Annotated in this window: 19 protein-coding genes; 10 read left to right on the top strand and 9 right to left on the bottom strand. The window is 39.9% G+C overall.

Going from position 1 to position 22,176, the window contains the following annotated elements; translation table 11 throughout:
• Positions 1-70: 70 nt before the first annotated feature.
• Positions 71-2,476, top strand: coding sequence for an ABC transporter permease (locus SYJ56_RS14960; RefSeq protein ID WP_323835432.1), 2,406 nt, complete (start codon positions 71-73; stop codon positions 2,474-2,476).
• 6 nt (positions 2,477-2,482) lie between these two features.
• On the opposite strand, the gene SYJ56_RS14955 is transcribed toward SYJ56_RS14960, so the two are convergent.
• Complete coding sequence (locus SYJ56_RS14955) at positions 2,483-3,358, bottom strand: hydrogen peroxide-inducible genes activator (protein WP_323835430.1); 876 nt, start codon at positions 3,356-3,358, stop codon at positions 2,483-2,485.
• A gap of 150 nt (positions 3,359-3,508) precedes the next feature.
• Between SYJ56_RS14955 and SYJ56_RS14950 the strand changes: the two genes are divergently transcribed.
• Together SYJ56_RS14950 and SYJ56_RS14945 are read left to right on the top strand one after the other, a co-directional pair.
• Complete coding sequence (locus tag SYJ56_RS14950; protein WP_323835428.1) at positions 3,509-4,066, top strand: peroxiredoxin; 558 nt, start codon at positions 3,509-3,511, stop codon at positions 4,064-4,066.
• A 75-nt stretch (positions 4,067-4,141) separates the two neighbouring features.
• Positions 4,142-4,732: a carboxymuconolactone decarboxylase family protein gene (locus tag SYJ56_RS14945; RefSeq protein WP_323835426.1), complete on the top strand. Its 591-nt coding sequence runs from the start codon at positions 4,142-4,144 to the stop codon at positions 4,730-4,732.
• A gap of 247 nt (positions 4,733-4,979) precedes the next feature.
• On the opposite strand, the gene gndA is transcribed toward SYJ56_RS14945, so the two are convergent.
• On the bottom strand, positions 4,980-6,392 hold the full coding sequence (gene gndA / locus SYJ56_RS14940) for an NADP-dependent phosphogluconate dehydrogenase (protein ID WP_323835424.1): 1,413 nt from the start codon (positions 6,390-6,392) through the stop codon (positions 4,980-4,982).
• A 195-nt stretch (positions 6,393-6,587) separates the two neighbouring features.
• Between gndA and zwf the strand changes: the two genes are divergently transcribed.
• The 4 genes from zwf (at position 6,588) to SYJ56_RS14920 (ending at position 11,648) form a co-directional block, all read left to right on the top strand.
• The gene (zwf, locus tag SYJ56_RS14935; RefSeq protein WP_323835422.1) at positions 6,588-8,114 is read left to right on the top strand and encodes a glucose-6-phosphate dehydrogenase; all 1,527 of its coding nucleotides are present in this window, start codon (positions 6,588-6,590) and stop codon (positions 8,112-8,114) included.
• A 41-nt stretch (positions 8,115-8,155) separates the two neighbouring features.
• Positions 8,156-8,869: a 6-phosphogluconolactonase gene (gene pgl / locus SYJ56_RS14930; protein WP_323835420.1), complete on the top strand. Its 714-nt coding sequence runs from the start codon at positions 8,156-8,158 to the stop codon at positions 8,867-8,869.
• A gap of 512 nt (positions 8,870-9,381) precedes the next feature.
• The gene (locus SYJ56_RS14925) at positions 9,382-10,104 is read left to right on the top strand and encodes a TMEM175 family protein (RefSeq protein WP_323835418.1); all 723 of its coding nucleotides are present in this window, start codon (positions 9,382-9,384) and stop codon (positions 10,102-10,104) included.
• A 221-nt stretch (positions 10,105-10,325) separates the two neighbouring features.
• Entirely contained in the window at positions 10,326-11,648 is a 1,323-nt protein-coding gene (locus SYJ56_RS14920) for a rhamnogalacturonidase (protein ID WP_323835416.1), read from the top strand.
• 10 nt (positions 11,649-11,658) lie between these two features.
• Here the strand turns inward: SYJ56_RS14920 and SYJ56_RS14915 are convergent, their stop codons facing one another.
• On the bottom strand, positions 11,659-12,702 hold the full coding sequence (locus SYJ56_RS14915) for a zinc-binding metallopeptidase family protein (RefSeq protein WP_323835414.1): 1,044 nt from the start codon (positions 12,700-12,702) through the stop codon (positions 11,659-11,661).
• A gap of 612 nt (positions 12,703-13,314) precedes the next feature.
• Here SYJ56_RS14915 and aqpZ point away from each other — a divergent pair.
• The 3 genes from aqpZ to SYJ56_RS14900 all read left to right on the top strand — a co-directional run bounded on the left by aqpZ (position 13,315) and on the right by SYJ56_RS14900 (position 15,010).
• Positions 13,315-13,998: an aquaporin Z gene (gene aqpZ, locus SYJ56_RS14910; RefSeq protein ID WP_323835412.1), complete on the top strand. Its 684-nt coding sequence runs from the start codon at positions 13,315-13,317 to the stop codon at positions 13,996-13,998.
• A gap of 63 nt (positions 13,999-14,061) precedes the next feature.
• Positions 14,062-14,517 carry an outer membrane insertion C- signal gene (locus SYJ56_RS14905; RefSeq protein WP_323835410.1) on the top strand — a complete coding sequence of 152 codons (456 nt, stop codon included), beginning with the start codon at positions 14,062-14,064 and terminating at the stop codon, positions 14,515-14,517.
• A 31-nt stretch (positions 14,518-14,548) separates the two neighbouring features.
• Positions 14,549-15,010: a DUF1905 domain-containing protein gene (locus SYJ56_RS14900; RefSeq protein ID WP_323835408.1), complete on the top strand. Its 462-nt coding sequence runs from the start codon at positions 14,549-14,551 to the stop codon at positions 15,008-15,010.
• Here the strand turns inward: SYJ56_RS14900 and SYJ56_RS14895 are convergent.
• The 6 genes from SYJ56_RS14895 to SYJ56_RS14870 form a co-directional block, all read right to left on the bottom strand.
• Complete coding sequence (locus SYJ56_RS14895; RefSeq protein WP_323835406.1) at positions 15,007-17,409, bottom strand: TonB-dependent receptor; 2,403 nt, start codon at positions 17,407-17,409, stop codon at positions 15,007-15,009. The genes SYJ56_RS14900 and SYJ56_RS14895 overlap by 4 nt on opposite strands.
• 14 nt (positions 17,410-17,423) lie before the next feature.
• Positions 17,424-18,125, bottom strand: a complete 702-nt coding sequence (locus SYJ56_RS14890) for a fatty acid desaturase (RefSeq protein WP_323835404.1) — start codon at positions 18,123-18,125, stop codon at positions 17,424-17,426.
• A 23-nt stretch (positions 18,126-18,148) separates the two neighbouring features.
• The gene (locus tag SYJ56_RS14885) at positions 18,149-18,994 is read right to left on the bottom strand and encodes a 4-hydroxy-3-methylbut-2-enyl diphosphate reductase (protein ID WP_323835402.1); all 846 of its coding nucleotides are present in this window, start codon (positions 18,992-18,994) and stop codon (positions 18,149-18,151) included.
• A 131-nt stretch (positions 18,995-19,125) separates the two neighbouring features.
• Positions 19,126-19,821, bottom strand: a complete 696-nt coding sequence (locus SYJ56_RS14880) for a lycopene cyclase domain-containing protein (protein WP_323835401.1) — start codon at positions 19,819-19,821, stop codon at positions 19,126-19,128.
• Positions 19,822-19,823: 2 nt separating this feature from the next.
• Positions 19,824-20,666 carry a phytoene/squalene synthase family protein gene (locus SYJ56_RS14875; RefSeq protein WP_323835399.1) on the bottom strand — a complete coding sequence of 281 codons (843 nt, stop codon included), beginning with the start codon at positions 20,664-20,666 and terminating at the stop codon, positions 19,824-19,826.
• A 24-nt stretch (positions 20,667-20,690) separates the two neighbouring features.
• The gene (locus SYJ56_RS14870) at positions 20,691-22,166 is read right to left on the bottom strand and encodes a phytoene desaturase family protein (protein ID WP_323835397.1); all 1,476 of its coding nucleotides are present in this window, start codon (positions 22,164-22,166) and stop codon (positions 20,691-20,693) included.
• Positions 22,167-22,176 lie beyond the last annotated feature (10 nt).

Raw genomic sequence — 22,176 nt, 5'->3', positions numbered from 1 at the left:
CTGTATGGACCTTTTTCTACTGGCTTATTCTTTGCCAATCTCGAATTAGTAATAGATAAATACCTCAGTTATGATCAATAATTACCTAAAAACTGCAGTTAGAATTCTCCGACGGGAGAGAACCAACTCCATCATCAACATAGCCGGTCTAATGCTAGGCATAACAGGGAGTCTGATACTTTTTTTAATTGTACACAATGGATCCAATTATGATAGTTACCACAAGAACAAAGATAAAATATACCGGGTGGTGACTTCGGAGAAAACCAGTAATGGAGAATCCTTTACCCAAGGTATCCCGCCTATTTTGGTTAGTGCATTCAGGGAGGATTTTGAGAGTGAGGTGAAGGCTGCCACATTTACTTCCTACCGCCGCAATTCATTGGTAGGTTTTGCAAAAACTGACGGTTCATTTTCCAAGGTAGAAATGCCCCAAGGGCTGGCTTATGCAGAACCGTCATTTTTTGAGATTTTTGACAGAGATCTATTGACAGGGGACTATGCTAGTATTGAAGACCCAAATACCGCGTTAATATCAAGCAAGTGGGCCAAAGAATATTTCAAAGAAAAGGATCCCGTAGGTGAGCTGATCAAATATGATGAGGAACTGTACAAAATCACAGGAATCATGCAAGATTACCCTGCGAAAACAGATTTGCCTATAGACCTCATGCTCTCCTATGCTACTATCAAAAAACAAAAGGAATCAAGTCAGTGGGGAGGAATTTCGGACTCAGACAACTGCTATTTCTTACTTAATGAAAATGCATCAATCGAAAATCTGGAAGCTCAATTGCCAGGATTCACCAATAAATATTATGGAGAAAAAGAGGCAAATGGCTTTGGGAAAAACTTTATAGCCCAACCACTAAATACACTTCACAGTGATATGCGTTTTGGAAATTATGGATCAAAAATGCCCTTTATTGCCAAGATCACTTTCTTAGTCATCGGACTGGTCTTATTGGTGAGCTGCTGTATCAATTTTATAAACCTGACGACGGCTGCTGCAGTAAAACGGAACAAAGAAATCGGAATTAGGAAGATACTCGGGAGCTCTAGAACTCAGCTTATTTCACAACTCCTTAGTGAGACGTTCTTGATCACTTTTATTGCGACTGGCTTGTCCATAATCTTCGGCGAATTTCTTTTGAAATTCATTAATCCTTACCTAGGGCTGGACTTATCCTTTAACCTTGGATCAGAATATATAGCCTGGATTTACTTAATAGGTGTAATGATTTTAGTTACAGTTCTTTCTGGATTATATCCGGCCTGGATTATTTCCTCAGGCAAAGGCGGGAAGGTATACTCATCAAATAGTTTTGAAAAAAAATCCGGATTTTCTGTAAGAAGCTCATTGGTTGTTGTCCAGTTTTTTATTTCCCAGTTTTTCATCATCGCTACACTGGTGATGTATTCCCAGTTCAGTTATATGCAGAACAAGGATATTGGATTTCAGAAGGAAGCTATCGTCACCTTGCCAATCCCAGTAAATGAGCAAACAGATACTATCCAAAACGAAAGCGTGATGCGAACTCTCAAAGCCGAATTGCAGCGCTTACCCGGTATCTCAATGGTAAGTCTGAACAATGCCCCGCCTTCATCCAACAGCGTATTGGGAACTAGCTTCAGTATTCCGGGTAAAGACGAACCGATCAGTACTCAAATAAAGGAAGTAGATGGAGACTACATAGCGCTGTTCGAACTGGAATTGCTGGCAGGCACTGGATTGTCCGATCTGGATACCATGTCTGGATTTGTGGTTAATGAAACGTTGGCCAAACAAGCCGGATTTGAGGACTATAATGATCTGGTAGGTGAGCAAATCGACCTCTGGGGGAATAAAATGCCGGTAAAGGGTGTAGTCAAAGACTTCAATTCAACTTCGCTCTCAAAGCCAGTTGAACCAGTAATCCTACTGAATAACCTGAGTGGATTTCATAGCATTGCCCTGAAAATAGAAGGAAATAGTTTTGAGCAAAATCTGACTCAGGTCCAAAGTAAGTGGGAAGCGGCTTATCCGGAATATATTTTCAGTTACAGCTTTTTAGACGATCAGATATTCAACATGTATAATGGTGAAAGAAAGACCTCCACTGTTCTGGCACTCTTCTCATCTCTGGCAATTTTCATAGGTTGTCTTGGCTTATTCGGATTGGTCACTTTTATGGCCAATAATAAAACAAAAGAAATTGGCATCAGAAAAGTGCTTGGAGCTTCTTCTCAGAGCATTGTGTTGCTCTTCTCTAGAGAATTTTCGAAGCTGATTCTTATCGGTTTTGCGATTGCAACCCCAATTGCAGCTTTTGTTATGAGAATGGTTTTGAAGGAGTTTGCGTATCAGATTTCGCTCGGACCTGCCATTTTCCTCATTGGGCTGGGAATCACCTTTGTGATTGCCTTTATCACAGTTGGATTCAGGTCATTAGGAGCTGCCATGGCAAATCCTGTTGATTCCTTGAGATCAGAGTAATACTATTTATTTCCAATTAACCATCTTATACTGCTCTTCTTTCTGAAAACGCTCAGGGATCGAAACCAAGATTGATTTCCTGATCGCTTGGATAAGTACATTTTTGGTGAAGTTCTTGGTTACTACCAGACTGATTTCCCGCACAGGCTCCGGCGCATCAAATCTTCTTAGCAAACCCGTGTCTTTTTTCTCCAACACCGCCATTTCTGGAACAAGCGTATAGCCAATACCTTTGTCCACCAGCCGCATAAGGGATTCTATGGAGCCGCTCTGAAACTCAAATCCAAAGTTGTTTTTGGAGGCTTTGCTGTTGCAAATAGAAAGTATCTGATCACGAAAGCAATGTCCTTCGTCTAATACCAAAATTTGATTGGGATCCAGCATGGCAGGAATGAAATGCTTTCTTTTTAAAAATGGATGGTCTTCAGGAAAATACAAGAGAAATGGTTCGTAGAAAAGCGGGATTTCTCTGATGCTTTTCTCTTCCAAAGGAGTGGCAAGCAATCCCACATCCAAGGTACCTCGCTGCAATTCCTGAATGATATCAGCCGTCTGCATTTCCCGGATCAGCAATTTCGTTTGGGGATTTGCTTTGACAAAGGCAGGTAAAAACAAAGGAAGTAAATAGGGAGAAATGGTCGGAATAACTCCTAGGGTAAACTGCCCTTCCAACGATTCCTTCTCAGTGAGGACAAATTCTTTTAATTCCGAAACTTCTTTAAGAATTTTTCTTGCCTTCAATAGGATCAAATTACCGGCAATTGTGGGCTGGAGTGGTTTTGTATCACGATCAAAAATTTTGACACCGATCTCTTCCTCCAACTTTTTCACCTGCGTAGTAAGGTTCGGCTGGGATACATTGCAGCTATCTGCAGCTGTCACAAAATGCCTTATCCAATGCTATGATATACTCTAATTGTGTAAGTGTCATATAATTTAAAGTTATGAATAGATAACAATTATTAATTTGATTTATGTGGAAATGTAAGGCAACTTTGTAGAACAAATTTGAAAACTAAACCTTAAAATATTATGAGCAACAAAATGCTTGGCTTGGGCGCAGAATTCCCAACTTTCGAAAAAACCGCAGTAGTATCAAGAGAAAAAGGACAAGAATTCAAGACTATAAGCAACGATATCCATACTGCCGATGGCAAATGGATGGTAATGTTCTGGTGGCCAAAAGATTTTACTTTCGTCTGTCCAACGGAAATCGCTGAATTCAACAAGAATGCAGGTGAATTTGCGGACAGAGACACTGTTTTGGTAGGTGCTTCTACCGATTCAGAATTTGTTCACTTGGCTTGGAGAAATAATCACGAAGATCTTCGTGACCTTAAATTCCCTATGCTTGCTGATACTTCTAAGTCTCTTGCAGAAGAACTTGGTATCCTGGAAGCAAATGAGAAAATCGCTTACAGAGCTACCTTCATTATCGATCCTCAGGGTATCGTTCGTTGGGTATCTGCCTACGACCTTTCAGTAGGAAGAAATGTAGAAGAAGTGTTGAGAGTACTTGATGCCCTTCAGACTGACGAGCTTTGCCCATGTAATTGGGAAAAAGGAGAAGCTACTTTGAACCTGAACTAATTCAGATCTCGAATTTATAAAAGCAAAGGAGGTCTCATGATCTCCTTTGCTCGTTTCAAACCTAAATCTAACACCGTGGAAGTATTAAATATTAATCAATCAGTGGCCGAACTCTTGGAAGTAGTTGGGCTAAATGATGAATTTACCAATGAATCGTTGAGAAATCTGGGAGATGCTAATTCCAGATATGTGAAAGATTTGAAACTCAACTTCAAGACTATCCTGAAAGGCGAAAAGCTAAACCAAAAGGAAGTGGCGTTGATGGGTTTGGCGCTTGCAGCAAATGCAGCCAACAATCCTCTTCAGAGATTTTTCAGAAAACTGGCTGAGGAAAATGAAGCAACACTAGCCGAAATCGGTGAAGCTGTGGCATGTGCTTCTTTGCTCAGCAGCAATAATGTACTGTATAGATTCCGCCACTTTGTGGAAAAGGAAAAGTATGGACAAATCCCTGCCAGACTTCGCATGAATATCATGATGAATCCTGTACTTGGTAAAGAATTCTTTGAATTGATCTCTACAGCTGTTTCAGCAGTGAACGGCTGCCAGATGTGTGTGGCTTCACACGAGAATCACCTGATCGAACTGGGAACCAGCGAGGAGAGAATCTTCGAATCCATCCGTATGGCTTCAGTTATCACCAGTTTGGTGAAAGTGATTTATTAAAAGACAATAGTCCGGAATAAAAACAAAACCTCCCGAGTGATTGGGAGGTTTTTTCGGTTTTTCAGTTTTTTAACCACCGAGCACGCGGAGAATTTCGCTGGAGAGCGCAATTGATTTATTTATCTTTCTGGTAGTTGTCTTGCTTCTCCAGAAGCCGGACTTGCGTACATTTTCAACGCAAAAGCCCATCAGTAATCTGACGGGCTTTTGTGTTACTCATTACTTAAAACTGAGACTGAAAACTTAATCAAGTTCCCCATTCCGTATGGAAAATACCTTCTCTATCAATTCTCTCATAAGTATGTGAACCGAAGTGATCGCGCTGAGCCTGGATCAGGTTAAGAGGAAGTTTTGTTGACGTGTACGCATCAAAATAACTCAACGCGCTGGAAAGTCCGGGAACAGGAATTCCATTTTTCGAAGCAAAAGCAACCACTTCACGAACAGCCGGCAATGTCCCTTGTACTTTCGGAACAAAGGAAGGAGAAAGAAGCAAATTTGGAATGGACTTGTCCGCAGTATAAGCTTCTGCAATATCCGCCAAAAGACCGGCTCGGATTATACAGCCTGCTCTCCAGATCTTTGCGATAGTAGCCATATCCAGCTCGTAGCCATAATCCCTGGAAGCGTAAGAAAGCTGATGTAAACCTTGGGCATATGCAATGATGAACGAGAAGTACAAAGCTTGTTCCGCCTGAGCGATCAACTCCTCTTTTGAGATGTACGGAACTTCCGGACGTGAATACAGCTCGTCTGCCAGAACCCGTTCATCCTTCAGTGCAGAAATCTCCCGCATACTTACGGCCATATCGATGGTAGGAACAGGAATTCCCAGATCCATTGCATTTTGAGAAGTCCACTTTCCCGTTCCTTTTTGTTTTGCTTTATCCAAGATCATGTCCACAAGATCCCCTGAAGTCAACTCGTCCTTTTGGGCAAAAATTTCTGCTGTGATTTCCACCAAAAATGACTGTAAGCGTCCTCTATTCCAAGTATCATAAACTTGATGTAATTCTTCATTACTTAAGTCACAGGATTTTTTCAGCAAATCATAAATCTCTGAAGTCAACTGCATCATGGCGTATTCGATGCCGTTATGCACCATTTTCACATAGTTTCCGGCCGATTTTGGTCCCAAATATGCTACGCAGGGCACCCCCTTGTACTTCGCAGAAACGGCCTCAAAAATAGGTTTTACATAAGCATATGCAAGTCTATCTCCACCTGGCATGATGCTGGGACCTTTTCTGGCACCTTCTGCACCTCCCGAAACTCCACAACCAAAGAAGTGTATCCCTTTTTCTCTTAAATATGCTTCTCTTCTATCTGTATCAGTGAAAAATGAATTTCCGCCATCTATGATGATATCACCCTTATCCAATAATGGCAATAGACTTTCAATTGCCTGATCTACAATTTTTCCCGCCGGCACGAGTAACATGATTTTTCTTGGAGAAGCCAGCGCCTGCACAAAAGTCTTAATATCAGTGGATGCACTCACCTTCTCTAGATCACCGCCTACTTCTTTCAACTCATCAACCTTTTCTTGGTCCAAGTCGTAGCCAAAAGCCTTGAAATTATTATCTGCGACATTCAAAATAAAATTTTGCCCCATCACACCAAGGCCAACTAATCCAAAATCATAATTCGTATAATCCATCGTTTCTTATTGTTGTTTTTCAAATTTGCTTCTATGCCTTCTTACCTGCAAGGTTAGAAATAAATATGGGTTAATTTTGCGATTCCTCAGGCCAAAATTAATGGATTGAAGGTTGGCTTTCTAGTAAGATTGATAAATTTGTGACTACCCAAAGTCGAGTTTTGATACAAAAAACATAAAAATACGCCCAAACTGATGAAAAAAACACAAAACCAGATGCTAATAATTTTTGGTGCGTCAGGTGATTTAACAGCTCGCAAACTGGTTCCGGCAATTTATAACTTGCATAAAGGCAAGCATCTTCCCGAGAATTTTGTGGTTTTGGGAGCAAGCCGAAGTGCAATGACAGACCAAGAATTCCGTCAGAAAGTCGTTCAGGAGAGCGAGTTTTTGAAGGATAAATTCAGCAAAGAAGACAAAAACTTTATTGCTGCTTTTGCAGATAAACTTTTCTATGAAGACTTGGGTGATAATTATGACAGTAGCTACAAAGGGCTGGCTAAGAGAATCCAAAAGCTAAATGAGGAGATGGGCTGCGAAGAAAATTATATCTTCTATCTATCCACGCCTCCGAGCTTATATGAGATAATTGCCAAAAACCTTTGTGAAGCAGGATTGACGAAGGAAGAAAAAGGCTGGAAACGGATCATTGTAGAAAAGCCTTTTGGCTACAGTTTGGAGACTGCAAAAGAGTTAAATAAAGGATTACACAAGTATTTCAACGAACCTCAGGTTTATAGAATAGATCATTACTTGGGAAAAGAAACTGTTCAAAACATACTTGTTACCCGTTTCTCCAATTCCATCTTCGAACCCACCTGGAATCGACGCTATATCCATCATATAGAAATCACCAATGCTGAGACCGTAGGCGTGGAAAAGCGTGGAGGTTATTATGACAAATCTGGCGCCCTTCGTGACATGTTCCAGAGTCATTTGCTACAAGTGGTTTCTCTCATTGTAATGGAACCACCGATCAATTCCAGTGCGGAAGAAATCCGTGACGAAAAGGTCAAGGCTTTGAAATCACTTCGAATCATGAAAAATCATGACGAGCTGGCCAGACATACGATGAAAGGTCAATACGTAGCCTCCACCATCGATGGCAAAAAAGTCAAAGGATATCGTGAGGAAGAAGGTGTAGATCCCAATTCGAAGACTGAAACCTTTGCTGCAGTTAAATTTTTTGTGGATAACTGGCGGTGGAAAGACGTGCCTTTCTATGTCCGCACGGCTAAATATATGCCGACAAAAGTGACTGAAGTGGTGATACACTTTAAGTCTCCCGCGCATGAGGTCTTCAAGAGTCAGGATGTATACAAAAAGGACAACAAACTGATTATCCGCATCCAGCCGGATGAGGGAATTTTGATGAAATTTGGAGTCAAAGTTCCAGGGTTAGGCTTTCAGGTAGAGCAGGCAAATTTGGAATTCTATTATTCTGATCTAGATTCTGCGGAAATTATGGATGCCTATGAAAGATTACTTTTGGACGCAATGCAGGGAGATACTACACTTTACGCAAGAGCGGACGAAGTGGAGGCAGCATGGAAGTTTGTGGATCCTATCCTCAAATACTGGGAAAATGAGGATGTCCCAACCTACGGTTATGCGGCAGGAACTTGGGGACCTAGAAATTCTGACGACCTGTTTGAAGGTCATTTCGGCTGGAGAAATCCAGGAAATCGATTGACTGACGAAACAGGTTTTTGCATTCTATGATCTAGCTATTCCCTTTTTAATCCCAAAGAATACAATAATCTATGACACTAAATATATACGAGAGCAAAGAGCAAGTTGCGCAGGAGTTTTCAGAATACTTTAAAGATTTAACGAAGGGCGACCACACAATCTACATCGCACTTTCTGGAGGCAGTACACCAAAGATTGTTTTCGATTATTTGGCAGCTCATTTTGGAAATGAAATTGATTGGTCAAAAATCAACTTCTTTTGGGGTGATGAGCGTTGTGTCCCGCCTTCCGATTCAGAAAGTAATTACAAGATGACTGTGGATCATTTACTTACGAAGATTGAGATTCCTGCGGCTAATATTCATAGGGTTTTAGGTGAAAATGAGCCTCAAGGAGAAGCTGATCGATACAGTCAAGTATTGGACTCAGAACTCCCAAAAATGAATGACATTCCTCAGTTCGATCTTGTGATGCTGGGCATGGGAGATGATGGGCATACGGTTTCTATTTTCCCTGATTCTATTTCACTTTGGGATGCCAAAGAGAACTGTGTTGTCGCAACCCACCCTGACTCTGACCAAAAGCGAGTGACTATTACTGGTAAAATTGTGAATAACGCTAAATCCGTTGCATTCTTAGTAACTGGAGCTGGCAAAGCCGAAAAAGTGCAGGAAATCATCAAGAAGGAAAAAGATTTTGCTAGCTACCCAGCGAATTTAGTTCAGCCAAGTCACGGCGATTTGATCTGGTTTTTGGATAAGGACGCTGCGAAAGGGATTGAATAAGGTTATATCAACGAATTAAGTACTACGCCTGCAGACACAAACTGCGGGCTTTTTTTAATTTCCATGCCAAGTGATAATTGAATAAAACTTAATATCGGGTCAATTTGTTGAGAAATCAAACCTAACCATTGACTGAAATATGACCAGTTGAAAGAATAGGTGGCGAACCGGGGACTCTGGATGTAATCGATAGCCAAAAAGCAGAAAAAATAGCTTCCGTAGATATGGGCAAGCAGGCCATTGGATTATCTTTTAGAAGATGGAGTAAAGTCTATAAGACACATATGCAAACTCTTGTATAATTGATCTTTGCATTTGCAAAATATCTTATATACAATCCCAAAATTTCTACTTTTCAATCTGTTTTTATAATTATCCTAGGCGCTTTGATGGTCTGGGCGGCTGTTGGGCATTTGACCTTCCAAAGACAGCAATTTCAGGATGGATGTCAGAGATTTTAGTTTTATCACTGATTCAAATCGATTATCTTAAAGAGATAAATTACTTTGACCATGCGCAACCAACTTTTTAATTCTAACCATAGAGATCCGAATATTACCTACCGAGGAGAAAGTCCTTCGAGACTTGACAATCTAACCGATGCAGTTTTTGGAATTGCAGTGACGCTCTTGATCTTCAACTTGGCCAGTCCAAATTCACTTGAGGATTTAATTGTGTTCACAAAAACACTTCCTGCATTTTTGATTAGCATAGGATTTTTGATAGTGATCTGGCAAGAACATGTGCGCTTCTCTGAGATTTATACCATGAGAGGTTCATGGTTGATTTTTCTCAACTCACTCTTCATCGCGCTCATCATCTTCTATGTATATCCATTAAGGTTTTTGACGCTCTTTCTGACCAATCTTATCTTTGGCACAGAACTGACATTACAGATTTCACCAGGCGAAATCCCTGATTTGATGATCTATTATGGCTCCATCGCATTTGCATTATACTTTGTTCTGTTTTGGTTTTATAACTTGTCGATTTGGAATAGGAAAAGCTTGGCCTTAAACCCATATGAGGAGCTGCATGCAAAATTTCAGCGATTTAGAATGATTATTATGTTTATCGTTCCTTTACTTTCAATCCTTTTGGTATGGATAATCCGGCCTTACTCCGTTGGTTGGGCGTCTTTTTTGGGTGGAATGCTTTATGCTTTCTACACCCCTGCGATTATTATTTGGGGCAATTTCTATAAAAAAGCAGCGTCTATGATTAGTGAAAAGTAAACTATTTCAATTAGACTTGGAGCAACAACTGATTTCCAATCCACAGAGAAGATTCTTAACTTAAAAGATGAACGACCAACTCCTTTTAACTATGGATCAATTCAATCAATACACCCTACTCTATAACTTATGAAATCGAGCATGTTGCAAGAAATAGACGGTGGGATGATTATGTATTATGCGAGATTCCATATGACCTATAAAAATCAAATTATAAACAGATGAAATACTCATTTTTCCTGATATTCCTTTTAAGATTTACGGTTCACGCATTCCCTCAAGAAAGCGCAAAAGATCTTTGGCCTGATGGCAGTGAAATTTCACCCTGGTTTCATGACTATTCAAAAGTGAAGCTTGAAGATCTGGGTAAGCCTTATATACTCACGGAATTTGGGGTAAAAAATGACAGCAGCATACTACAAACTGAACAAATTCAGGCAGTAATTGATCTTGCCGCAGAAACCGGCGGAGTGGTGATTGTTCCAAAGGGGACTTTTTTGAGCGGAGCTTTATTTTTCAAGCCAAACACCCACCTTCATGTTACTGAAGACGCCGTGTTGAAAGGTTCTGATGACATTGCAAATTACCCTTTGATCCCTTCCCGAATGGAAGGGCAAAACTTGGATTACTACGCGGCTTTGGTAAATGCTTATGGCGTGGATGGATTTACGATTTCTGGCAAAGGCACGATTAACGGAAATGGATTGAAATTTTGGGAGGCTTTTTGGCAGCGTAGAAAAGAAGATCCAAACTGTACCAACTTAGAAGTATCCAGACCTCGATTGGTTTTTATATGGAAAAGTAATGATGTGCAAGTTCAGGATGTGAGTCTGATTAACGCCGGCTTCTGGAGCAGTCATTACTATCAGTGCAAAAACATCAAATTACTTGATCTCACAATTACCTCCCCACATGAACCGGTGAAAGCGCCAAGTACGGATGCAATCGATCTGGATGTAGTTTCCAATGTTCTGATAAAAGGATGCTATCTCGCAGTGAATGACGACGCGATAGCGCTCAAAGGTGGTAAAGGCCCTTGGGCGGATGAAGACCCAAACAATGGAGAGAACACAAATATTATCATTGAGGATAGTGAATTTGGCTTTTGCCACTCTGCTTTGACCAACGGCAGCGAATCTATCCACAATAAAAATGTAATCATGCGAAACATCAAAGTCCAAGATGCTGTCCGCTTACTTTGGCTGAAAATGAGACCGGATACTCCACAGCATTACGAGTATATCACCGTGGAAAACATCAAAGGGCAAGCGCATAGTTTTCTCTATGTGAAACCATGGACTCAGTTTTTTGATTTAAAAGGGAAAGAAGAGGTACCGCTTTCCTACTCTGATCATATCACGATGAAAAACATTGAGTTGGAATGCGATATATTTTTCGACGTAGCGATCACTGAGCACGATAGACTTTCTGATTTTACGTTCGAAAACTTGGACATACGCACCAAGAAAGCCGATTTTGAGCATTCATTTGTAGACGGTTTTAAAGTCAAAAATGTGAAAGTGAATGGAAAAATGATTGAATAGAAACTACCTATTACAGATTAAAAATCAGTCTGTGAATAAATTTCATCTTGTCCACAACTACTGAACTAACTACAAATGGATAAGCATCTGGAATACCCATGGAGCGATTGATACTATTGATTGCAAAGGATAGTGGTGCCCATGCTTTGTAGATTGAGTTGAAATCTTTGATCTCATACGGATCGAAATCTACCGATCCCCTCAAGCTTTTGTCCTTTAGAATCGGCTCCACTGACATCCCAAAATAATAGGCTGTCTCAGTCATATCCATAATGTGTAAATAATGAGCCCAAGTCTCGGCCCAATCTTCCCAAGGATGTGAAGTTGCATATTGACTGATAAAATTATTTTGCCAGTTGACAGGGGAACCATTCTGGTAATGTTGCTTCAATGCGTCACCGTAATCGATTTGCTCGTTACCAAAAAGAGCATGAAATTCATCCAACACCGACTGATTAGTAGCCACTAATCTATCCCAAAAGTAGTGCCCCACCTCATGCCTAAAGTGACCAATCAATGTACGATATGGCTCGTACATTTCCTTCCTCATTTTCTCTCTGTGGACGGAATCGGCCTCTGAAAGTAAAATTGTAATCACACCATCGGCATGACCAGTCATAATTTCAGGGTCATTTTGCTTAGAAACAAAATCAAAAGAAAGACCTATTTCTGGATGATTTTCTTTTGCCGGAATCGCAAGTCTCAATCTCTGTAACTGATAAATCAAGCGATGCTTGGCAATTTCCAGTTTTTGCCATTTTTGGAAGTTTTCATTGTCTGACAAATCAGGAATAGTCCGGTTAAGCTCACAAGCATTGCAAAAATGGTTTTCATTATAAGCCGGAATAAGCCAATTGCAGACTCCAAATTCTTTATTCTGACAATATTTAAAAGCATTTCCATCCCTATCAGCTATCATTTGAGAGGCTCCTCGTTCAAATGTCAGAATCTTCAAACTAGTATCGTAATACCCTGCAAGGTGTCCACATTTTTCACAGCTCTCGTTTTCAAAATACAAGGGATGGAAACAATTACCGCATTCAAAAATTTTCATATCAGGTTAAATTGATGGAAGAAAGGTAAACGTTTAACTCATATTTCAGGCCAGCATATAGGTTTTCGAATAATCGTTGGAATCATTATTGAGATCGGAGCAGATTCAAGCATTAAGCATATAATTTCTCCAATTGACAAGAGTCTATTGGACTTACACAAAATTTACCTGCAAGCTTTGGAGGAGTAATAGCCACAGCTTGAGTCAGCGTTTGCCTTATTTGCCATCTCAAAAGCATGAATAATAGAAATTAGGAGACAATAGCTGAACAAAATCAAAACAGAGCTTACTGAAAATATGATTGTCGGCTTTCTTACCAGAGGGGTTATTTTCCAAAATGGTCTCATCAAGCTCGACCACCGAAGTCTTTATATTTGTTGAATTGAAAAAGGGAGAAATTCCAACTATTATTTTAGCCTCTCAAAGTCAGAAACCTGATCTAGAATCTCAATCTGTAAGGCTTACTATCTAAAGAAAACATACTTATCAATAGCATATTTAACCAAACCATTCATGGTAAATTTATAAATAACAAAACCTTCCCCTTTATACAGTCTATTTTTATGAATTTAATTTTTAAATTCGGCACCATAACAACTAACTTATATTTTTATGAAAAAACATGTTGCAGAATTTATTGGAACCCTCTGGCTAGTCCTTGGGGGCTGCGGAAGTGCCGTATTGGCGGCAGGTTTCCCCGAGTTGGGAATTGGATTTGTCGGAGTCTCTTTTGCTTTTGGATTAACTGTTTTGACCATGGCCTATGCAATAGGGCACATCTCAGGTTGCCACCTCAATCCAGCCGTTACAGTTGGACTTTGGATAGGTGGAAGGTTTGATAGCAAAGATGTGATTGGATACATCATTGCTCAAGTTCTGGGTGGGTTGGCAGGTGCTGCTATTTTATATGTGATCGCCACAGGCAAAGCTGGGGTGGAATTAGGCGGCTTTGCAGCAAATGGCTATGGGGAAGCATCCCCGGGCGGATATAATTTAGCCTCTGCATTGATCACAGAGGTTGTAATGACCTTTATGTTTTTGATGATTATTCTTGGGTCAACTTATCCAAGATCACCTGCAGGTTTTGCCGGAATTGCAATTGGTTTGGCTTTAGTCTTAATTCATTTAATCAGTATTCCAGTCACTAATACATCTGTAAATCCTGCCAGAAGTACTTCTCAAGCAATTTTTGCTGGTGGTATTTATCTGAAGCAATTATGGCTTTTTTGGCTTGCTCCGCTTGCTGGAGCTGTGTTAGCAGGGATTGTGTATAAATATCTTTCTCCAAATGAATAATTTCAGAAAAAGGTTAATCTTTGTAAATGATTAGTTTATAGTTATCACATATCCCATATTAATATGAAGTATTTGAAGATTTTATCACTTGTATTGTTTTTTGGATTTGCTGCTATCATAGAGAGTAACGCACAGGAAGTAGGTCTTAGGTTTGGAAACTTCTATGGTAATAATGTTGCAATAGATGGAGTTTTTGCCCTTGGAGAATTCAGCAGAATCCATGCAGATGTAAGTTTTGGTAATGGAGGAGTCGGAATAGATGCGCTTTGGAATCCAATCTATCGACCTGTAGGTGCCAGTGAATTCAACTACTATCTTGGATTTGGCCCCTCCCTTTTTATTGGAGATCCTTTTGGCTTGGGTGTGGCAGGTGAGATAGGGATTGAATATGCTTTTGATGACGTGCCGATTGTGATTGGTGCTGACTGGCGTCCTACCTTCCGATTGATTGAGGATACAGATTTCTTTGCAGATGTCTTTGGACTCAATGTCCGATGGAGATTCAATGAGGTTCAATAATAATTAGAGCAGGCGAAACCTGCTCTTTTTTATGATGCTATTGTTAGTCGAAGGCGAATTTCTATTAGAACGGTTTCAGGGAAAAGGCGGCTGGACCTTTGTAAAATTCCCGAAAGAAATCATGCCATCTTCCAAAGCTTTTGGAATGATGAAGGTATCTGGCTCAATAGACGATTTTCCTTTCGGAGGAAAACATCTCATGCCCATGGGAAATGGGTTTATTTTTCTACCTATAGCTAAACCAATACGCACAAAAATCGGCAAAGAAGAAGGTGATAGTGTCCTGATCCGACTTTACAAAGAAGAAGTTCCAGACCAACTGCCGCAGGAACTTATCGATTGCCTAAAAGATGATCCCGGGAAATTTAAGCTTTTTGCAGAGCTAAGCCAATCAGAGCAAAAGCAATGGATACAATACATCTATAGCAGTGACAAAATCGAGGATAGATCGAATAGAATCATTAAACTGCTAAACTCCCTAGCCTCAATTTAGAACTCTACAATTAAGCCTACTGTCGGCAAGATCGATCCTGCTGGATTGCTAATATATTTAAGTTTGTATCTCGTAGGGTCATTTGGATCTACCCTAATATTTTCTTCTGCATCTCGTACTGGCACTAATAGTGGCGGCTGCTCAGCTTTGAAATTATATGCATTCTGTATATCCACATACCAGTTCAGATTCCATTTTTTGAAATAATACTTCTTATCCAATCTCAGGTCCAGCTGGTGAAAACCCTTTAGTCGAATTGCATTAATTTGGGTATAATCCAAAATAGGCTGATTTCTCAAATCCCAGTTACTGATCAAGCTTGATTCTTTATAGTCATAAGGCGTATATGGTGTGCCTCCTAAAAATCTCCATCTCGCACCAATTTCCCAATTATTTCCGAATCGTCTTCCTGCCGTCAAACTTACTATAAACAGATTGTCCCATGAAGAAGCGATGTATCCATCCGTATTTGGATTAGTAAATTCGCTATGTACTAAAGTTAAGGATGCAATACCATAGAAATTCTTGAAAAGACGCTGTTGAGCAAGCATCTCTAATCCATATGCTCTTCCCTCTGAGTTGGATTCCACAGGCTCGTTACCGATGACTCCAAAGTCAGCACCAAGATTTGCTAGGGAAATTCCATTTCGGATTGACGATGGGTAATTGCTGTATTTTTTATAAAAAGCTTCTGCAGTAAATCGGCGATTTTTCTCAGGAACCAATAGCTCGATTCCTGCTATCAGCTGAGAGTTTCGGATAAAACGTACATCGTTTAATTGATTAATTAGCTCGCCATCTCTGTCTTGATATCCCAAAACTGTGTACGAAGGCTTTTGGTAATATATCCCCGCATTGGCTGTCGCAAAGAGATTTGGCTTTAGCTGATAAGAAAAAGAGACGCGAGGACTTAGCTGATTGAAAGGATTTTTGGCAGTCTCACCAAAATCTGCCCCGTCCATCCGGATTCCTCCCGTGATCAAAAATCGCTCATCATACAAATACTTACTAGCGGAAATAAATCCACCATATAGGTTGTAATGAGAAGTAGACTCTATATTGATCACTTCTCCATTAGCTGCCAGTGTAGATCGGTCAAAATTCTTGATGTAATACCTAGAGTATTCATAATTGACTCCATATTTGAAAGTAAATCCATTCTTAAAAATATTGTTTTCAGCACGGAATTTATTCTCAGACTCTTGGGACAAATAATCAAAAAGAAGGTTGTCTTGAGAACTTTCGTCATTGCCCGCATATTTTACAGAGCGATTATTGAGCATATTTCTGCTCAATACGAAAGTCCAAAAACCATTTTCCCTAAATCTCTTTAATTTCACCCCAGTAGCATAATTCCACTGATTTTGCACTGGAAGTACATCCAAAAGATAAAGTCTATTCTCCTTCTCCTCTTCCGTCTCATCCTCAGGAATATCTTCATTCAGGACAAACTTATCTATAGCACCTACACCTATAAAAGTTAGCTCCGTTTTTTCATTGATTTTAGTGGTGGTTTTGAGCTGAAAGTCATTGAAAGTGGGAAGAAAAGGCAATCCTATCAATTTGAAAAGTCCCTGTAAATACGAGCGACGGGCAGAAAGTAAGTAGGTAGTTTTCTCTCCAATAGGGCCTTCATTGGAGAGCGTAAGTTCTGATGCTCCTACCGTCAGCTGAGTTGCCATCTTGTCTCTACGTCCTTCCTTGAGTTGAAATTCAAAGAAGGAACTCAACGCATCCATACGATTGGCGGGAAATCCTCCAGCGATCAGATCTACATTTTTAATCAGATTCACATTCAATATTCCAACTGGTCCGCCAGAAGATCCTTGTGTCGCAAAGTGATTGATCACAGGCACTTCGATCTCATCGATAAAGAACTTATTCTCGTTTGGCGCTCCTCCACGAATCAAAATATCATTTCTGAAACTTGGGGTACTTGCCACTCCAGGCTGTGATTGGATTACTCTAGAAATATCCCTGTTTCCTCCTGGATAGCGTTCTATTTCATTAGCATTAAGTTTTCTTACAGAGAGTGGCGTTTCTTCAGATCGGGAAAACTCCGAACTGACCACCACTTCCGAAAGCTCGGAAGCATCTTCCGCCAACTCAAAATCTAACTGTACAGGTCTTGCCAAGGTAACCTGTATTTCGAACTGTGTCTTAGTTTTAAACCCAACGAAACTGGCTTTTACATTGTATAAACCCGGAGGAACATTAGTGATTTTGTATAAACCCTTTTCATCAGAAATAGCTCCAAACTCAGTATTTAATACAAGGACATTGGCAAAAGCTACTGGCTGATTATTCACCGGATTTGTGATTTTACCACGAATCACTCCTTGTGAAAAAACCTGGAATGAACTAAAAACCAGCGTTAAAAGCAGTAAAACTATTTTCATTAAAAAACTTCTAATTAGTGTTGAGATTCTTTAATCCTCCATAGCTTCCACCAAGGCGTCCCAGGAGAATCGTGGTGCTCGTAATGATACCCAAAGAAATAGCAGCTGATAAAAGCCCAAACGTGATTTTTGGATTGTGTTGACGAGTGATGTTTGTTGTGGTTTTCTCCCCTATGAGGGAGATAAGTCCCAAAATAAAAAAGCTGAAATGTGGATAACACCGCAGGTAGCATCCAAAATACAATCAAATTTTCTGTTGGGAGAAATAGCTTCAAAACATTAAATGTCACAGCCATCAGGAGTATCTGCCAAATTGAAACGTATTGCTTGATGAAGTTATAATACCATGCTATGAAATTATCTGAATCGTGGTAATCAGGATCTTGATCAGTCGCTACGAAACGATGATGCTCGTGATGCTTTGGTAAAAGGCGGCTGTAGAAATTATAAGAAAAAAGTAAGGCCGTCGTCCAACCGATGGCTTTATTGAGCTTTTTGTCGGAAGACACTAAGCCATGCATAGCATCATGTGCAGTGATAAACAGCCCGGTATATAGATGCATTTGGATCAAAATGCCTAAGTAAACCAGTGGGTTAGTCCATGATATCTGGATATTCAAAAGAAAAATCAAGCTAGAAAACCATAGAGAAATAATGGCCAAAGCAATCAGAACCCCTTTTGGATCATCGGACGCACGTTTGATTTCTGACTTCATACCAGCAATTTGGAAATGTTTTCTCAAAAAGTCAGGATCTTTTCCTTCACTTGCTCCATAAGCCACATTGGAGTGGACGTGGCTCCACAGATTCCTACTTGGTCATTTTCTGTAAACCAATTACTATCAATCTGATCAGAATTCGACACGAAATAAGTATTTGGGTTGGTGTCTTTGCAAACATTAAAAAGCACTTTTCCATTGGAAGATTTCGTGCCGCTTACAAAGACGATCTTATCAAACTTGGTAGCAAAATCACGCAATTCCTTATCACGATTAGACACTTGTCTGCATATCGTATCATTGGTGTTTACCGTAATTTCATTTTCCTTGAGAACCTCATTTATCTCGTAGAATTTATCAGTGCTTTTGGTAGTCTGGCTATAAAGCGTGATGTTTTTAGGAAGGGTTTGCAAGTCCAATTCTGAGATATCTTGAAAAACAACTGCTTCATTATTAGTCTGGCCAAGCAGCCCTATCACTTCAGCATGTGCGTGCTTGCCGTAGATATAAATGGAATCTCCCTTGTCAAAGGAATTCTTGATTCTGTGCTGCAGCTTCAATACGACTGGGCAACTCGCATCAATCAGCGTCAAATTGTTATTGATGGCAAGTTGATAAGTGGCTGGTGGCTCACCATGTGCTCGAATCAGCACTTTCTCGTCATGAAGTTCCTTTAAGACCTCATGATCAATTATTTGTAATCCTTTTCGCTTTAGCCGATTTACTTCCTCGTCATTATGCACAATGTCCCCAAGGCAATATAAATGCCCAGACTCATCGAGGATATCTTCAGCCATTTCGATAGCATAAACTACCCCAAAGCAGAAGCCTGAATGTGCATCAATTTGAACGTGAAGATTTTTCATGTGATTATAATTGTTTTTATAAAGGTCACCCCGATTAGACGGGGCAGGCTATGGAATCTCGCACGTTGAAAATAATCCCTCTGTGCGTGTGTCATCGCCATGCTCGATTTCATAACCTAATAACTTTAAGCTTATTGAATTGTTTCTCTATTCCTGAAATATTCAAATAACGACACATTCATGAGCAGCAAGGTCATGGAATAGATCGTATCTTCTATGGGGACTGTCCATATTCGAATCCCCAGATTTTCTGAATTATTGTATATCACTACAGGCTCAGGCGTGAGACCTCCGGTCAAAACACCATTGCAAAGTATAAACGGAATAAGATGAACTAAGTAAGCAAATAGGAATCTGCCTATGTATTTATCCTTGAAAATCAACCAGTGAATTCCAAGGGCCAAAGCCCCCAAAATAAAATTAACTGAGGTGTACATTTTATCGAGATTCAAAAATGCAAGAATCAGCAAAATCGGGATCATTGCGAAAACGAAATATTTCCCTGCAGGCTTGAATATATCTTTGGGGAAAAAGTATATCAATACTTCATAAATGAAAATACATGCAAACGGTACTGTAATAAAAAAGAGCCATTCCTCTATGGGAAGCTGAAAAAAGTATACACCGAGTAAGTATCTGGGATTGAACTCCCAAACTCCTATCACAGTAAACCAATGGTCCCAGACCAAAAAGAAAGCTCCCGTAAGTAACAGTGCTGGAAATAACGCATACCATTTACTAGCAAACCTTATTTTTGACTCAAAAGACCTAGCCAGAGGAAATGAAATTGCAAAGAGATTTACCGCCAAATACAGGTATTTTTCCATAGTCAACTTAACCCCAGTTTACTGCCGAAGTACGTACCCACAAGCAATGAAAACTTCTGAGAATTTGGTATCCTGATTCGTTTATTCGTAATGGTCTCAGCAGATAGTCCTTTGATTTTATCGAAGAGCTTTTGGTAATAAAGACAAGCTACTTTTACTCCTAATTTTGCTCCATCAGGAAGCTGGGCAATTCCAATTAAAGCCTCGTCAAAATCCTTCTGAATATCTTCTTCTATCAGACCTTTGGCTGATTTGTCAAATAACTCAAATGAAACACCTGGGAAATAAACTCTCCCTCTCTCTTCATAGTCACTTTTAATATCACGCAAGAAATTCACCTTTTGGAATGCCGAACCCAGCATTTGTGCAGGCTTTTTCAATCTTTGATATGTAGAATCATCACCTTCCACAAATACTTTGAGGCACATCAATCCTACAACTTCAGCCGAACCATAAATATACTCTAGGTAGCGATCGTCATTGTAAGTACTGAAGTCCAGATCCATTGCCATACTCCGAAAAAAGGCTTCTATTAAATCGTGATCGATAGCATATTTATTTACAATAAGTTGAAAACCATGCAATACTGGATTTAAGGAAAGTCCTAAGTCAATCGCAGCGTAAGTTTCCTGTCTGAAATCCGCCAGCAATTTAGTTTTGTCATGCTGATGAAAAGTATCTACAATCTCATCTGCATAGCGTACAAAACCATAAATAGCATATATCGGCGCATGAAATTTCTTGTCTAATGTCTGAATCCCAAGGGTGAAACTTGTACTGTAGCGCTGAGTGATAAGCTTGCCACATTCCAGACTAGTTTGGTCGAATAAGTCCTTTGCGTCCATTTAAGTTAATATACTTAATAATTACTAAAATTCCCTAATCACCTCTTTTGCAACTACATATCCCGATATCAGGGATGGAGGAACACCTGGTCCTGGCACAGTGAGTTGTCCAGTGTAAAACAAATTCTTCACGTTTTTGTTTTTAAGCGAAGGTTTTAGAATCGCTGTTTGCTTCAAAGTATTTGCCAATCCATAGGCATTTCCTTTGTAGGCATTATAGTCAGCTTTAAAATCTGAATGCGCATATGATCGCTTTAAAACCACATGGGATCGTATTTCCTGACCGGTAATTTTTTCCAGACGCTCCATGATGATATGATAATACTTCTCTCTCGTCTCCTCAGAATCTTCCAAATCAGGTGCTAGTGGGATGAGCAAAAACAAATTTTCCATCCCTTCCGGGGCTACTGTAGCATCAGTTACAGAAGGCACACAGGTATAAAACAACGGTGCTTCTGGCCATCTCGGGTTGATATAAATTGCATCTGCATGCGGACCAAGAGGTTCATCGAAGAATAAATTATGATGGCGGAGATTATCGAGTTTCTTGTCTACTCCTAAATAAAATAATAAACTGGATGGAGCCAGCGTACGCTTATCCCAATATTCTTCGCTGTAATTGCTGTATTTAGGATTGACTAAGTGTTTGTCTACATGATGGTAGTCTGCACCAGCTATGACTACATCAGTGTTAACTATTTCTCCTGAAGTCAGCCTTATCCGTTTAGCTACACCTTGCTCTATTTCTATTTCTTCTACTTCGGCATTATATCTTATTTTCACGCCTTTTTCTTCTGCCAGAGAAACCATTCCGCTTATAATCTCATACATCCCTCCTTTGGGATACCAAGTTCCCAAGGCTATATCTGCATAGTTCATCAGGCTGTAAAGTGCAGGGATGTTTTCTGCTGTTTCTCCGAGGAAAAGAACTGGGAATTCCATCAGGCGAATGATCTTCTCCGATTTGAAAAACTTCCGTACGTGCGTTGCCATGGACTGAAATACATCCATCCGCAACACATCTTTTAAAAGTGATAGAGAAGTGAATTCAAGGAGAGATCTACTCGGCTTATTCACTAAATCGTGAATTCCTACTTGGTATTTATATTTGGCCTGAGCCAAAAACTCATCCAATTGCTGAGCAGCACCAGTTTCTATTTGCTCCAGCATAGATTTAAACGCATCCAAATTTGCTGGAATATCCAAAATATCGTCCTGACCATAAATCACAGAATAGGATGGATCTAGACGTATTAGATCATAATAATCTGATGGTTTTTTACCAAAATGTGAAAAGTATTCTTCGAATACATCAGGCATCCAATACCAGCTTGGACCCATATCGAAAGTGAATCCTTGGCTGGAAAATTTTCGTGCTCTCCCACCGGGAGAATCATTTTTCTCCAAGAGCGTAACTGAAAAATTGTTAGTAGCAAGATGGGTTGCAGCAGAAAGTCCTGCAAATCCAGAACCAATAACTACCGCATGTTTCTGATTCATGTGTTTATAA

This window comes from Algoriphagus aurantiacus (assembly GCF_035156405.1).
Classification (GTDB): Bacteria; Bacteroidota; Bacteroidia; order Cytophagales; family Cyclobacteriaceae; genus Algoriphagus; species Algoriphagus aurantiacus.
The sequence above is the reverse complement of the archived record's forward strand: the minus strand, read 5'-3'. Positions and strand labels throughout refer to the sequence as shown.

Excerpts from the sequence above, each read along its gene's own strand:
- SYJ56_RS14960 (WP_323835432.1), top strand. The coding sequence starts at position 71 with ATGATCAATAATTACCTAAAAACTGCAGTTAGAATTCTCCGACGGGAG.
- SYJ56_RS14950 (WP_323835428.1), top strand. The coding sequence starts at position 3,509 with ATGAGCAACAAAATGCTTGGCTTGGGCGCAGAATTCCCAACTTTCGAA.
- gndA (WP_323835424.1), bottom strand. The coding sequence starts at position 6,392 with ATGGATTATACGAATTATGATTTTGGATTAGTTGGCCTTGGTGTGATG.
- zwf (WP_323835422.1), top strand. The coding sequence starts at position 6,588 with ATGAAAAAAACACAAAACCAGATGCTAATAATTTTTGGTGCGTCAGGT.
- pgl (WP_323835420.1), top strand. The coding sequence starts at position 8,156 with ATGACACTAAATATATACGAGAGCAAAGAGCAAGTTGCGCAGGAGTTT.
- SYJ56_RS14925 (WP_323835418.1), top strand. The coding sequence starts at position 9,382 with ATGCGCAACCAACTTTTTAATTCTAACCATAGAGATCCGAATATTACC.
- SYJ56_RS14920 (WP_323835416.1), top strand. The coding sequence starts at position 10,326 with ATGAAATACTCATTTTTCCTGATATTCCTTTTAAGATTTACGGTTCAC.
- SYJ56_RS14915 (WP_323835414.1), bottom strand. The coding sequence starts at position 12,702 with ATGAAAATTTTTGAATGCGGTAATTGTTTCCATCCCTTGTATTTTGAA.
- aqpZ (WP_323835412.1), top strand. The coding sequence starts at position 13,315 with ATGAAAAAACATGTTGCAGAATTTATTGGAACCCTCTGGCTAGTCCTT.
- SYJ56_RS14905 (WP_323835410.1), top strand. The coding sequence starts at position 14,062 with ATGAAGTATTTGAAGATTTTATCACTTGTATTGTTTTTTGGATTTGCT.
- SYJ56_RS14900 (WP_323835408.1), top strand. The coding sequence starts at position 14,549 with ATGATGCTATTGTTAGTCGAAGGCGAATTTCTATTAGAACGGTTTCAG.
- SYJ56_RS14895 (WP_323835406.1), bottom strand. The coding sequence starts at position 17,409 with ATGAAAATAGTTTTACTGCTTTTAACGCTGGTTTTTAGTTCATTCCAG.
- SYJ56_RS14890 (WP_323835404.1), bottom strand. The coding sequence starts at position 18,125 with ATGAAGTCAGAAATCAAACGTGCGTCCGATGATCCAAAAGGGGTTCTG.
- SYJ56_RS14885 (WP_323835402.1), bottom strand. The coding sequence starts at position 18,994 with ATGAAAAATCTTCACGTTCAAATTGATGCACATTCAGGCTTCTGCTTT.
- SYJ56_RS14880 (WP_323835401.1), bottom strand. The coding sequence starts at position 19,821 with ATGGAAAAATACCTGTATTTGGCGGTAAATCTCTTTGCAATTTCATTT.
- SYJ56_RS14875 (WP_323835399.1), bottom strand. The coding sequence starts at position 20,666 with ATGGACGCAAAGGACTTATTCGACCAAACTAGTCTGGAATGTGGCAAG.
- SYJ56_RS14870 (WP_323835397.1), bottom strand. The coding sequence starts at position 22,166 with ATGAATCAGAAACATGCGGTAGTTATTGGTTCTGGATTTGCAGGACTT.